Below are 13,183 nucleotides of genomic sequence, written 5' to 3' on the forward strand. Positions count from 1 at the left end.
GATTACTCGGGATTGCTTTTTGTAATATATGGCGACATCTTGTTGCTTATCCTAAAAAAAGAGTGTGAAACAAACTACACAAAGATGAAAGTGATTGAAAAAATAATTGATTTAGGTGATGGAAGGTCCATCACAATTGAAACAGGGAAGTTAGCGAAACAGGCTGATGGAGCTGTTGTAGTTAAAATGGGTAAGACCATGTTGTTGGCTACTGTTGTGTCTTCAAAAGATGCAAAAGCTGATGTTGATTTTATGCCTTTATCGGTAGAATACAAGGAGAAATATAGTGCTTTAGGCAGATTCCCTGGAGGTTTCATGAAACGTGAAGGTAGACCTTCGGATTATGAAATTCTTATTTGTCGTCTTGTGGATCGTGCTCTACGTCCATTATTCCCTGCAGATTACCACGCAGAAACTTTTGTTGTAATTAACCTTATTTCGGTTGATGCAAATGATATGCCTGACGCTCTTGCTGGTTTAGCCGCATCTGCAGCGCTTGCTGTTTCTGATGTGCCGTTTGCAGAACCAATTTCTGAAGTTCGTGTTGCCCGAATTGATGGCAAAATGATGATTAATCCAGGTCGTGAAGAATTAGCTACTGCTGATCTTGATATGATTATTGCGGCTACCATGGATAACATCATGATGGTTGAAGGTGAAATGTCTGAAGTTTCTGAAGCTGAAATGTTAGAAGCTATCAAATTCGGTCATGAAGCTATTAAAGTTCAATGTCAGGTTCAAATTGAGTTGGCTGAACTAACAGGTAAAACTGTAAAAAGAGAATATTGTCACGAAACTAACGATGAAGAACTTCGTCAGTTAATCGTGGATAAAACATATGCTAAGGTATTAGCAGTTGCAAGATTACAGAATCCAAATAAGCACGAACGTTCTGCTTCATTTGCTGCTGTAAAAGAAGAATTTATTGCTGAATATTCAGAAGGCAAAGAGGCTTCAGATATTAACAAATCTTTGATTGGTCGTTACTATCACGATGTAGAAAAAGATGCCGTTAGAGAAATGGTTTTAGAAGATCGTGTACGTTTAGATGGTCGTAAAACCAACGAAATTCGCCCAATTTGGTCTGAAGTTGATTATTTACCAGGTGCTCATGGTTCTGCAATATTTACCAGAGGTGAAACTCAATCATTAACTTCGGTTACTTTAGGTACTAAGTTGGATGAGAAATTGGTAGATGATGTATTGTACAGAGGAAAAGAGAAATTTGTACTTCATTATAATTTCCCTTCATTCTCAACTGGAGATGCCCGTCCAAACCGTGGTATTAGCCGTAGAGAAGTAGGTCACGGTAATTTGGCTTTTAGAGCGTTAAAAGGAATGATTCCTAAAGATTCTCCATATGCTATTCGTGTTGTTTCTGATATTTTAGAATCTAATGGTTCATCATCAATGGCTACTGTATGTGCAGGAACATTGGCGTTAATGGATGCAGGTATTAAAATTAAAAATCCGGTAACAGGTATTGCTATGGGATTGATCTCTACCAAAGGGGCTGAGAAATATGCTGTATTGTCTGATATTCTTGGTGATGAAGATCATTTAGGTGATATGGACTTTAAAGTAACTGGTACTAAAGATGGTATTACAGCGACTCAAATGGATATTAAAGTTGACGGACTTCCTTATGAAGTGTTAGCTCAAGCATTGGATCAGGCAAGAGAAGGTCGTCTTCATATTTTAGGTAAAATAGAAGAGACAATTGCTGCACCAAGAGAAGACTTGAAACCTCACGCTCCTCGTATTGTGTCAATGGAAATTCCAAAAGAGATGATTGGTGCGGTAATCGGACCAGGTGGAAAAATTATTCAAGAAATTCAAGAATCAACAGGTGCTGTTTTGGTTATTGAGGAAATTGACAATAAAGGTGTTATCGATATTTCTGCTAATAATAAAGAAGCAATTGATGCGGCTTTAGCTCGTATTAAGGGTATTGTAGCTATTCCTGAAGTGGGAGAAATCTATAAAGGGAAAGTGAAATCAATAGTTGCTTTTGGTGCTTTTGTTGAAGTTCTTCCAGGAAAAGATGGTTTACTTCATATTTCGGAAATAGAACACAGAAGATTAAATACAGTTGATGAAGTTTTGAAAGAAGGTCAGATTATTGAAGTGAAACTTATTGAAGTTGATGCTAAATCTGGTAAATTAAAACTTTCTAGAAAAGCTTTGTTACCAAAGCCTGAGAAAGACGAAAAATAGTAAATCAAATATATGATTTGAAATCCCGGATTTAGTCCGGGATTTTTTTTTGCTGTTGACTGATTGTCTAACTTTGAAACTTCTAAAATAGAATAAACTTTATGGACGGGAATTGGGTTGATAAAATTTCAAAAGATGTAGATGAGCAAATTGATCTTTATATATCAGTTCGCGATTATCGTTTCTATCAGATTGAAAAATTAAAGAGAATTGCTAAGCATTTACAAAGGCAGAAGAATTGTTCGGAGTGTAAATCCGCAAAAAAAGAGTTGGAAGAAATTGTACTGGATTTAGATCGGTTGATTAATAAGTCAGGTGTAAATAGAGGGGAGTATGAGAAAAGGGTTGAAAAGTTGATAGAGCATTTAAAAGATCAACACAACGTATTTCAAGCTCATCATTTTACTTATACTTACTCGACAATTTTCACCCTCGTTGGTGCTGGTTTTGGACTTGTATTGACTTACGGTATGTTTTCGAGTTTTAATCCGTCAGTTTTCTTTATGCCGGCAGGAGTAGGAATGTTTCTGGGAAACATTATGGGAAGCAGGAAAGACAAAGAATGTGTTCGCGAAGGAAAACAGATATAGGAGGGTAAAGAAAGAAGTATATTGCTTGATGAATTACGATTATCTACGAGCAAATTGACTTTTTTTTTAAAGTAAAGAGCTATTGGTCATTTTTTATTGGAAATGGCTCTTCCTTTTATTTAAAAAAGTCTGATATTTACTCCTCATTTTCTATTTTTATGTCTTCAAATCTGTAACTCGTTATTAATGGATTATAAGTTTATCGTAATCGAAGGGAATATTGGTGCAGGGAAGACCTCACTCTCACATAAAATCGCTGAAGAGTATAATGCAAAACTAATTTTGGAACAGTTTGCAAATAATCCTTTTTTGCCAAAATTTTATGAGGATCCGGAGAAATATTCATTTCCCCTCGAGATGTCTTTTCTTGCAGATCGATACAATCAATTAAAAAGAGAATTAGGCGAGAGAGATTTGTTTAAATCCTTTACCATAGCAGATTATTACTTCATGAAATCATTGATTTTTTCGAAGCAAACGCTTAAGGATGATGAGTATAATCTATATCGGCAGTTTTTCCACATTATTTATAATTCTTTAGTCAAACCCGATTTGTATGTCTACCTTCATTCCAATGTAGACAAGCTGTTAACCAACATAAAAAGCAGAGGTAGAGAGTATGAACAAGAAATTTCAGTAGACTATTTACAAAAAATACAGGATAGCTATTTCGAGTTTTTTAAGCAGCAACAAGAGCTTAGTTTTCTGATAATTGACACAAATAATATCGATTTCGTTAATAATACAACTGATTATGCGAAAGTTTCAAAGGCTATTTTTGACTGTGATTGTAAAAAGGGGATAAATAGAATCATTCTTTGAAGCCTTCATAGATCAAATAAAAATATGGAATCGATTTAATTTGCATAAAATTTTCTTAAATTTGTTTTTGAAGTAGAATATAATGTTTAAAGTTAAAATAATTAAGTAGTTGTTATGAAAAGATCAAAGGTTATTTCCCTAGCTTCTTTGCTATTGTCAGTTGTAGTTCTTTCGAGCTGTGCTGGATTAAGCAAAATGAAGAAAGAAGCAAGTAACATCAAGTATCAAGTGACTCCTGAAGTTTTGGAAGCTCATGCAGATATGGTTGATGTAAAAATCACAGTTAATATTCCTGCAAAGTATTTCAACAAGAATGTTGTTTTAGTTGCAACTCCGGTTCTAAAATTCGAATCAGGAGAGAAGGCTTTTCCTTCAAAAACTTTGCAAGGTGAAAAAGTTCAAGGAAACAACACAGTAGTTCCTTACGAAACAGGTAAAACAATCACTTACACTGGCAAAATTCCTTACGAACAAGCAATGAGAATTTCTGACCTTGAAGTAAGAATGGTTGGTAGTAAAGGTGACAAGTCTCAGGAATTTGAGCCTTATAAAGTTGCTGATGGCGTTATCGCTACTGCTACTTTGGTTCAAAATGCTCCACGTAACATTGTTGGAAAAGATGCTTTCCAAAGAGTTATTGCAGAAAGCAAAGATGCCGATCTTCATTACTTGATCAACAGTTCTCAAGTTCGTTGGTCAGAAATGAATGCTGAAGATATTGCTGCTCTTAAAGTATATTTAGATGCTGCTAAAAAGGATGAGAAAAAAGAATACAAAGGTGTTGAAGTTTCTGCTTATGCATCTCCTGATGGAAAGCAAGATTTTAATGAGAAACTAGCTAACAACCGTGAAGGTTCTTCTTCTAAGTTCATCAAGAAGGAAATGAAGAAAGCTAAAATGGATGAGTATACTTCTGATGATTTCTTCAAAAGTAATGTAACTCCAGAAGATTGGGCTGGATTCCAAGAATTAATGAAAGCTTCAAACATTCAAGATAAAGAGTTGATCTTACGTGTTCTTTCTATGTACTCAGATCCTGAAGTACGTGAAAAAGAAATCAGAAATATTTCTGCTGCTTTTGACGAAGTGAAAAAAGAAGTACTTCCTAAATTGAGAAGAGCTAAATTTGTAGTTAACGTTGATCTAATTGGAAAAACTGATGCTGAATTGAAATCTCTTGTAATGAGTAATCCTTCTGAATTAAATGCTGAAGAATTATTATATGCTGCTACTTTAGTAGAATCTGCTGATGATAAATTGGCTGTTTACGAAACTGCTAAAAAGCAATTTCCTAAAGACTGGAGAGGTTATAATGATGCAGGTATGATCTTGTTCGGAATGGATAAAGTATCTGAAGCTAAAACTAACTTCGATAAAGCAGATCAACTTTCTGCTAACAACCCTGTTGTTAAAAACAACTTAGGAGCTGTTGAGTTAGTTAACGGTAATGTAAGCGAAGCTGAAGTTCTTTTTGGTGCTGCAACTGGTGCTGGAAACGAAGTGAATTACAACTTAGGTATCGTTGCTGTTAAAAAAGCACAATATGATACTGCTGTTAAGCAATTCGGTGAGTGTACTGCTGCTAATGCTGCATTGGCTAACATCCTTGTTGGAAAATACAATGTTGCTTTAGACAAGCTAAATGCTAACACTAGCGATGATGCTATCGTTTATTACTTGAAAGCTGTAGTTGGTGCAAGAACTGATAACAATAATCTTGTTTTCACAAATCTTGAAACAGCTATTGCTAAAGATGCTTCATTAAAAGCGACTGCAAAAACTGATATGGAATTTGCTAAAGTTTTTGAAGATGCTAAATTCAAAGCTATTGTAGAGTAATTCGTTATTCTTAAAAATATTGAAAAGCGACCCATTTATGGGTCGCTTTTTTTTATTCATGAAAGTAGTTTATTCAGTAGATTTTTTAACTTCGTCATGTCACTTTTGTTTGTGAAATAAAGCATTAAATAGATTGTAGAATGGAAATCGAATTCCCATATAAAGTATTAAATAATTTTCAAGGATATGTTTTCTTTTCGGAAATGCATCACCAAACAAAGAATTGTTACGAGGAGCGAATTGTTCTGAACTTTGCAAACACAAAGGTGATTGAATCTAATTTATTTGCCATCTTGGGAAGTGTTGTTGCTGGTTTAGAGCGTAGGAAGAATAAAATTAAGCTCGTAAACATGCAAGAGTCCATTCTGAATTTATTCAATTCCAAGAAGTTGATAAATGGTTCTGCACGAAAATATTTATGGAAGAGTTTCGTGAAATGCCAGCAGTTTGCCTCGGCCGATGAAGAGGCTTTGTCTGACTATTTGGTAAAAAGAATATTTCCTGAACGTCCTGAAATAAAATTAAATCAGCAATTAAAAATGGCGGTACAGTTGTGTGTTGCCGAAGTGTATCGAAATGCATTTGCACACAGTAATTGCAAAGAGGTTTTTATTGCCCATTACTATTCGGTGTATAATAAAAAGCTGATTGTTAGCATTGTCAGTCAGGGGCGGCCATTTAATTTATTGGTCAACAAAATTCTAAATAAAAACCTAAATAACGTAGGCGCAATAGAATGGGCCGTTGAAGAAGGAAATACAACACAAGAAGATACTCACAAAGGAATTGGATTGTATACCATTCGCCAATTTGTGAAACAAAATAGAGGCCGAATTCAAATTATGTCGGGCGATGGAGTATGGAAACAAGTGAAACACCGAACTTTTTCAAAATTGTACGAAAAAGAATTTCCAGGATCTGTTGTCTCCTTAGAATTCAACCTTCAGGAATAATCTTATTTCTTGTGATGGTTTAGTTTCGAGAAAATATCCCAAAGAACAATACCGCAACTTACCGATACATTAAAAGAGTGTTTTGTCCCAAACTGAGGGATCTCGATACAGCCTTCCGATTGGCTGACAATATTCTGCTGAACCCCTTTTACCTCATTTCCAAAAACCAAAGCATATTTCTTTGAAGTGTCTACTTTAAAATCCTCCAAAGAAGTGCTGTTTTCAGCTTGTTCAACCGAGTAAACGTCAAATCCATTACTTTTTAATTTCGCTGTCGCATCTTCAGTCTTGTCAAAATACTCCCAGTGAACAGAATCCTCAGCCCCTAAAGCCGTTTTGTGCAATTCCCGGTGAGGAGGAGTAGCAGTAATTCCACAAAGATAAACCGCTTCAACCAAAAGCGCATCCGATGTACGAAAAACAGAACCAATGTTGTTCAGGCTTCTTACATTATCCAATACGATTATAATAGGAGTCTTTTCAGACTCTTTAAACTCATCAATACTCTTTCGGTTTAATTCACTATTCTTTAGTTTTCTCATTGCTTAATTGGAATGTAAGAGGGTTTTGTTCGATTTGGATACAAAAATATAAAAAAAGGAATCCTTTTGAGATTCCTTTGATTTATTTTGTTGGTATTATTACCAATTAACAGGTTTACGGCGAACCGGCATAGTCATGCAACGTGCACCACCACCACCACGCGGTAATTCCGATCCCTCAAGGGTAATTACATATTTATCGTAATCCGAAAGTTCAACTTTATGACGAATAATGTCTTTAGCACGAAGAATCTCGAATCCATTTTTGTTCATCTCTTCCATGGTGTAAATATTTCGACCATAGCCAATAACTTTACCCGGACCTACAGCAAAAAAGTTAGCACCACTGTGCCATTGCTCTCTTTCCTGATTCCAAGGATCACCATTTCCACCACAATAAATTGGTTTCAAATCCATGCCTAGTTTTTTCAAGGCCTGAAGAAGATTGTTCTCATGTTTAATAGAAACAACTTTACCGTTTTCGATTGTGATATGAACCGTTTGGTATTTGTTCGGACGAATAATTAATGGTTCGTAAACCATACATTTATCAACATCCAAAAGCGTAAACACCATATCCAAATGAATGAACGATTCAGGATGACTAGGTAACTCTTGAATCAATAAATGGCGTTGTTTCTTTTCTTTCTGACAAAGTAACTGAGCCAAAATAAAGTCAATACCCTGAGTTGAAGTACGGGTTCCGTTACCAATAATCATGATGTCATCGCGGGCGATTAGTAAATCACCACCTTCAATCGTGCAATTTGGATCCATGGCAGGATTATCGATAGGATTAACCGTTTTGGTTTTAAAACCAGGAGTATAATCAAAAATCGCCTGCATAATTAAAGATTCCCTATCTCGAACCGAACTGGCCATTTTGCCAATAAGAACCTCATCCAAAACCGACATTGATGCATCTCTTGTAAAGAAAAAATTGTGCAATGGACGAATCGCATAACGTTCCTTACTCATAAATTTGGTCAGGTTATCTCTTTTTAAGGGCACCCCTTCAATTAGTAAAGAAGCCAGATCCATTGGGTTCTGTTCCAGCAAAAGATCTTTAATGCAGTGGGTATTCCCTTTCACACTAATTTGAGGTTCCATCGCACATATCTTGTCGATAATTACCTCTTTTATTTTATCGTCTGCAAGAACATTGGCCAATAAATCTTTAACCTGATAGGTTTCTGAAATTTCTGATAGAACACCAGTCAACTGTTTGTATTCATCCCTTGCAACCGATAAATTTAAAATATCACTGTAAAGGGCTCTTTCTGCATTTTCGGGAGTCATGTTTTCAACTTCCGAACCAGGAGTATGAAGGATTACACCTTCTAATTCTCCGATCTCCGATCTAACATTTAATTCGACAAATTTTGTCATACCTCTTTATTAAACTAGCATTTGTTAGTAATTGTTGGTATCCAGAAAATATATTTTCCGATTTGCAAATAAAGTGAAAATTTAGTGCATAGACAAAGGAATGAGTTAAGTAAATCCCAAATTACCCCCAAAGTGTCTGAAATAGTTAAAGTAATGACGAGTAGGAAGGATTCCTTTTTTCAAGTAGCGCAGCGGCCTATGTTAAGCACCGACGTTTTTAATTTTGTAATATCAACTCATTTAAATTATTTATTTTGGGCGTTCCCTAAATTCCCCTGCACTTTGTTTCGGGGAATTTAGGTCAGGCTTTTCGCTATTACTCCTCGCCATAACCTTCCGCTTCGCTTCAGATATGTCTGTGGGGTAGCCGCTTCAATCCTTAACGCAAGCATTTGCATGAAATACGGAGGGATAATTTCAATTACGTTTATTCCCAATTTAATATCCAGCAGCCTGTCCATCTTTTCTCGATTCCGAGGCACCAAAATATACCCCTCTTTCTTCATCGTAAAGAATGGCTTGGTAGCCACCATATCCGCCCATGTCATATTTTATTTTGTGTCCTTTTTCCATCAGCTCACGAATACTTTGATAAGATATTCCCGATTCCAAATTTACCCATCCACCATCTGTCATTTTCCCTCCGGTTGGTTGTGACGAACCATCATGGCGAATTCTTGCTGCGTCGCCAGCCTCTTGCAGATTCATTTTAAAATCAATTAAATTAACAACAATTTGAGCATGACCCTGGGGTTGCATGGCACCGCCCATTAATCCAAAACTGATAAAGGGCTTGCCATCTTTAGTAATAAAGGCTGGAATAATTGTGTGAAAAGGACGTTTACCAGGTTCGAATACATTGGCATGTCCTTCTTCCAAGCTAAATAATTCGCCTCTGTCCTGCAAAACAAAACCCAAACCATCAGGCGTCATTCCTGAACCCATGCCTCGGTAGTTGCTTTGTATTAAAGAAACCATGTTCCCCTCTTTATCAGCCACAGTCAGGTAAATGGTATTGCCTTGTTCCAGTTCACCGGCAGGATAGCTTTTCGCTGATTTGTTGGGATCAATTAAAGCTTTTCTTTCAAGTGCATATTCTTTCGAAATCAATTCTTTTAATGGGATTTTCGAAAAATCAGGATCGCAGTAGTACTTTGCTCTATCCTCGAAGGCAAGTTTTTTAGCTTCAATAAAAGTGTGCAGGTAATCACTGCTTCCAAAACCCATTTTTGCTATGTCATATTCTTCAAGAATATTTAGCATTTGAAGTGCGGCTGTGCCTTGTCCGTTGGGTGGTAGTTCCCAAACATCATAGCCTCGGTAATTTATTGATACCGGATCAACCCATTCCGATTTGTGTGCGGCCAAATCATCGTAAGAAAGAAAACCTCCTTGCTCTTTCATGTATTTTGCAATGGTTTTGGCAATATCACCTTTGTAGAATGCATCGCGACCGCCTTTGGCAATTTTCTCCAATGTATTTGCTAAAAAGGGGTTCTTGAAAATATCACCCTTTTGTGGCATTTTACCATTAGGCATATAAGTTTCGGCAAATCCTTTGTAATTTTTTAATCTGCTCGCGCTGGCATTCATGTAGTAGGCGATCAATTCGCTCACAGGAAAACCATTTCGGGCGTATTGAATGGCGGGAGATAGAATTTGTTCCATATCCATTTTTCCAAATCTATCGTGCATGGTAAACCATCCATCTACACAACCAGGAACAGATACGGGTAATGCTCCAAAGGATGGAATAGAGGTGAAATTATTTTTTTGGAAATATTCCAGACTGAGTGATTTGGGAGATCGGCCACTTCCGTTTAAACCATATAATTTTTTTGTTTTAGCATCCCACAGAATAACAAAAATATCACCGCCAATTCCGTTTCCTGTAGGTTCCATTAAACCCAGTGTGGCATTGGCAGCAATAGCCGCATCAATTGCATTTCCTCCGGCTTTTAGTATATCAAGTGCAACTTGAGTGGCTAACGGCTGACTCGTACAAGCCATCCCGTTTTGCGCAATAACTTCAGATCGGCTTGCAAAATTTAATCCGGTAACCCGGTCTTGAGAAAATATTGAAATCGCGAAGATTGATAGTAAGCAGAGAAGAAAAGACTTTTTCATTTTCTAGGGATTTTATGGATTAGTTATTGCTGAAGAATGTACTTAAAGATAGGAAAGATTATCTTTGAATAGGAATTATGGATATGGCAAAATGGTTTAAAATAGGCTTGGTGATTTTTTTTGCTTTTGCAGGCTCGGCATCAGCAGAGGAGTTGCGCAATATTCACTCAATTGCACAACAAGACACTGTAGTTTTTCTTGATAGCAATTTGCATGTTAATCTCGACGAGGTTAAAATTCTACGCTACAAAAAAAGGAGACGAAAGCATTACCAAAATACAAGGCAATACTGGCGCACAGTACGAAATATTCGGATCGTTTATCCATACGCCGAAGCGGCTACCAAAACCATTGAGAATTTGACTAAAGAATTGGAAGGAATCGAAAGCAAGAAGCTACGCCGTAAGCTGATCCGAAAAGAATACAATGGACTGATGAAAGATTACAAAAGGCCTCTAATGAAACTGAGAATTTCGCAAGGCAAATTGTTGATGAAATTAGTCGATCGGGAAACTGGAAATACCAGCTACAATCATTTAAAAGAATTAAAAGGATCGTTTACAGCAATATTCTGGCAATCGGTGGCTACTATATTTGGTTCATCGCTAAAAGCGGAATACGATCCTTTGGGCGACGATTGGATGATTGAGGAAATACTGGATCGGATGAAGAGTGGCGAATTGCCGCCTCCAGGGAAATTACCTATGAGGAGAATCAATTGATTATCAATTCTGTTTTTTTAAATACTCCTCCATCCTGCGATCAAACATCTGGTTTTTTTCTAAGTAATCAGCAAATTTAGCGCGACCAGATTCATTAATGAACTTTTTTAAGTCTTCAAAAGCCAGCTCTTTTTTTTCTTCGATATTCATTCTGTAGATATGCATGTATTGTTCAGCCTTTCTTTCCCAAGCATATTTTGTTAGGATAATTTTCTTGAATGGCAAACTCAGTATCAGACTTGTGAATAGCAAAAGCGAATTCGTAATTTCAGGAAAAAAAAGGATGGGTATTATCATTAGAAATATCGGTATCATGGCCGCAATGCAAAATACTCCAATTACCATATTGTTGTAGTATTCAGAAAAATGAACCAATTTCTTTTTTTGTGATGAATAGAAAATCAGCCAATTGATGAAGAGATTCAGAGCCATACTATACAAAAGTATGGCTGCTTCATTCGCAGAATTTATGGAGAAGAATATACCAGCAAATAGCACGAAATTTGAAATGATGAAAGGGTAGATGTGGTTTTCTGCTACATCTTTGGTGTTTCTGTTTTTCATAGAAGGAAATGTGATGTTGGCTAAAAGCTTGCAGCAATAAGCCAACATCTAATTTATAATGCCATAATCGTTTTAACTACATTGTCTGCACCATCACCAATTTGTGCAATAGTTGCATCAAGCATATAGCAAGGTGTTGTCACAATTTTATTCTCTTTGTCAAATACTATTTCACCATGAGTTGTGGCAACATGAGTTGCTCCCATTTTAGAAATTGCTTCAGCTGTTCCTTCATCGTGTCCAATAGTTACTTCAACCTCACCCAATACTTTTGCGATAAGGGCAGGAGCAATGCATAAGGCCCCGATTGGCTTTTTTGCTTTGTGCATTGCCTTTATGGCTGATTCAACATCAGGATTTACCTGACAGTCGGCACCTGAAAAAGCAAAAGAGCACAGGTTTTTTGCGACCCCAAATCCGCCGGGAAAAAGAATAGCATCAAACTCATCGGCCGAGAATTCTTTTAAATCTTTGATATTTCCTCGTGCAATACGAGCAGCTTCAACCAATACATTTCTTGTTTCAGGCATCTCTTTTCCTGTAATATGGTTAATTACATGATGTTGATTCACGTTTGGGGCAAAAATCTGATAGCTTCCTCCGTTTTTCGAAATAGAATATAAGGCTAAGGTTGCTTCATGAATTTCAGAACCGTCATAAACACCGGAACCGGCTAGAACAACTGCAAAATTTTTCTTTGAATTCATCTTGATATGCTTTATTTTACTGTGTAAGTTGTTTGTTTTAAATTACGAGTACCTGTTCTTTATATTCCATTTGTATAAATACAAATTAAAAGAATGAATACGAAACGTATATTTGTTGCAATAAAGATAAATAATACTGATCAAATTAATGATCTTTTTCGAAAAGTTGAATTTGATTTATTTGAAGAAAGTATAAAATGGGTCGATAAAAACGGACTTCATATTACGCTTCTTTTTCTGGGATCGACAGATGTGTCTGAAATTGTAAAGGTTAACAGCAAATTGAATAAGATTGGGAATCAATTTGCTCCTTTTCGGATGAATTTAAAATCTATGGGAGCTTTTCCCTCAATGGATCATCCCAGAATACTATGGATGGGAATTAATTCCGACTCGAGCTTATTTGACCTGCAAAAGATAATTTTGAATGATCTTCTTAAAAAAGGCACTATCGAGCATTCTAAGTATACACCTCATTTGACCATTGGTCGAATTAAAGGAGGGGTTAAGAATCCGGAAAAGGTAAAGGAATGTCTTCTGAAATTGAAAGATTGGCAGGATAGTGAGCTTCTAATTACTGAATTTGTTCTGATGGAGAGTGTTCTTACTCAACAAGGGCCAATTTATAAAGTTTTGGAAAATTTTAGTCTGAATAGATCGCGGGGGTCTTAGGTTGTGACCGCCTGATAGGGAGGTTTATATAGAGCTTAT

At 36.4% G+C, this 13,183-nt stretch carries 12 protein-coding genes; 7 read left to right on the forward strand and 5 right to left on the reverse strand.

What is annotated here, in order from left to right; genetic code table 11:
* Positions 1–84 precede the first annotated feature (84 nt).
* From pnp to ALGA_RS11875, 5 genes are all read left to right on the forward strand, one after another.
* Positions 85–2,217: a polyribonucleotide nucleotidyltransferase gene (pnp, locus tag ALGA_RS11855; protein ID WP_096429497.1), complete on the forward strand. Its 2,133-nt coding sequence runs from the start codon at positions 85–87 to the stop codon at positions 2,215–2,217.
* A 101-nt stretch (positions 2,218–2,318) separates the two neighbouring features.
* Positions 2,319–2,807 carry a hypothetical protein gene (locus tag ALGA_RS11860; RefSeq protein ID WP_096429498.1) on the forward strand — a complete coding sequence of 163 codons (489 nt, stop codon included), beginning with the start codon at positions 2,319–2,321 and terminating at the stop codon, positions 2,805–2,807.
* Between the two features lie 186 nt (positions 2,808–2,993).
* Entirely contained in the window at positions 2,994–3,629 is a 636-nt protein-coding gene (locus tag ALGA_RS11865) for a deoxynucleoside kinase (protein ID WP_096429499.1), read from the forward strand.
* Positions 3,630–3,743: 114 nt separating this feature from the next.
* Positions 3,744–5,468 (forward strand): tetratricopeptide repeat protein, encoded by a 1,725-nt coding sequence (locus tag ALGA_RS11870; protein WP_096429500.1) that lies wholly within the window; start codon positions 3,744–3,746, stop codon positions 5,466–5,468.
* A 140-nt stretch (positions 5,469–5,608) separates the two neighbouring features.
* The gene (locus tag ALGA_RS11875) at positions 5,609–6,421 is read left to right on the forward strand and encodes a hypothetical protein (RefSeq protein WP_096429501.1); all 813 of its coding nucleotides are present in this window, start codon (positions 5,609–5,611) and stop codon (positions 6,419–6,421) included.
* A 2-nt stretch (positions 6,422–6,423) separates the two neighbouring features.
* Here ALGA_RS11875 and ALGA_RS11880 read toward each other — a convergent pair whose 3' ends face one another.
* From ALGA_RS11880 to ggt, 3 genes are all read right to left on the reverse strand, one after another.
* Positions 6,424–6,963: an RNA methyltransferase gene (locus ALGA_RS11880; RefSeq protein ID WP_096429502.1), complete on the reverse strand. Its 540-nt coding sequence runs from the start codon at positions 6,961–6,963 to the stop codon at positions 6,424–6,426.
* A 99-nt stretch (positions 6,964–7,062) separates the two neighbouring features.
* The gene (locus ALGA_RS11885; RefSeq protein WP_096429503.1) at positions 7,063–8,352 is read right to left on the reverse strand and encodes an arginine deiminase; all 1,290 of its coding nucleotides are present in this window, start codon (positions 8,350–8,352) and stop codon (positions 7,063–7,065) included.
* A gap of 438 nt (positions 8,353–8,790) precedes the next feature.
* A complete protein-coding gene (gene ggt / locus ALGA_RS11890; RefSeq protein WP_096429504.1) occupies positions 8,791–10,479 on the reverse strand; it encodes a gamma-glutamyltransferase in 1,689 nt (562 codons plus the stop codon).
* Positions 10,480–10,556: 77 nt separating this feature from the next.
* Here ggt and ALGA_RS11895 point away from each other — a divergent pair, with 77 nt between their 5' ends.
* A complete protein-coding gene (locus ALGA_RS11895; RefSeq protein WP_096429505.1) occupies positions 10,557–11,201 on the forward strand; it encodes a DUF4294 domain-containing protein in 645 nt (214 codons plus the stop codon).
* Between the two features lie 3 nt (positions 11,202–11,204).
* On the opposite strand, the gene ALGA_RS11900 is transcribed toward ALGA_RS11895, so the two are convergent.
* Complete coding sequence (locus ALGA_RS11900) at positions 11,205–11,765, reverse strand: hypothetical protein (RefSeq protein WP_145957620.1); 561 nt, start codon at positions 11,763–11,765, stop codon at positions 11,205–11,207.
* Positions 11,766–11,818: 53 nt separating this feature from the next.
* Complete coding sequence (gene elbB, locus ALGA_RS11905; RefSeq protein WP_096429507.1) at positions 11,819–12,472, reverse strand: isoprenoid biosynthesis glyoxalase ElbB; 654 nt, start codon at positions 12,470–12,472, stop codon at positions 11,819–11,821.
* A 93-nt stretch (positions 12,473–12,565) separates the two neighbouring features.
* On the opposite strand from elbB, the gene thpR reads away from it, so the two are divergent.
* Positions 12,566–13,144, forward strand: a complete 579-nt coding sequence (gene thpR, locus ALGA_RS11910) for an RNA 2',3'-cyclic phosphodiesterase (protein ID WP_096429508.1) — start codon at positions 12,566–12,568, stop codon at positions 13,142–13,144.
* Positions 13,145–13,183 lie beyond the last annotated feature (39 nt).

The organism is Labilibaculum antarcticum, from assembly GCF_002356295.1.
Lineage (GTDB): Bacteria > Bacteroidota > Bacteroidia > Bacteroidales > Marinifilaceae > Labilibaculum > Labilibaculum antarcticum.

Bases quoted from the DNA above. Each gene is read 5' to 3' on its own strand.
- pnp (WP_096429497.1), top strand. From the start codon at position 85: ATGAAAGTGATTGAAAAAATAATTGATTTAGGTGATGGAAGGTCCATC.
- ALGA_RS11860 (WP_096429498.1), top strand. From the start codon at position 2,319: ATGGACGGGAATTGGGTTGATAAAATTTCAAAAGATGTAGATGAGCAA.
- ALGA_RS11865 (WP_096429499.1), top strand. From the start codon at position 2,994: ATGGATTATAAGTTTATCGTAATCGAAGGGAATATTGGTGCAGGGAAG.
- ALGA_RS11870 (WP_096429500.1), top strand. From the start codon at position 3,744: ATGAAAAGATCAAAGGTTATTTCCCTAGCTTCTTTGCTATTGTCAGTT.
- ALGA_RS11875 (WP_096429501.1), top strand. From the start codon at position 5,609: ATGGAAATCGAATTCCCATATAAAGTATTAAATAATTTTCAAGGATAT.
- ALGA_RS11880 (WP_096429502.1), bottom strand. From the start codon at position 6,963: ATGAGAAAACTAAAGAATAGTGAATTAAACCGAAAGAGTATTGATGAG.
- ALGA_RS11885 (WP_096429503.1), bottom strand. From the start codon at position 8,352: ATGACAAAATTTGTCGAATTAAATGTTAGATCGGAGATCGGAGAATTA.
- ggt (WP_096429504.1), bottom strand. From the start codon at position 10,479: ATGAAAAAGTCTTTTCTTCTCTGCTTACTATCAATCTTCGCGATTTCA.
- ALGA_RS11895 (WP_096429505.1), top strand. From the start codon at position 10,557: ATGGATATGGCAAAATGGTTTAAAATAGGCTTGGTGATTTTTTTTGCT.
- ALGA_RS11900 (WP_145957620.1), bottom strand. From the start codon at position 11,765: ATGAAAAACAGAAACACCAAAGATGTAGCAGAAAACCACATCTACCCT.
- elbB (WP_096429507.1), bottom strand. From the start codon at position 12,472: ATGAATTCAAAGAAAAATTTTGCAGTTGTTCTAGCCGGTTCCGGTGTT.
- thpR (WP_096429508.1), top strand. From the start codon at position 12,566: ATGAATACGAAACGTATATTTGTTGCAATAAAGATAAATAATACTGAT.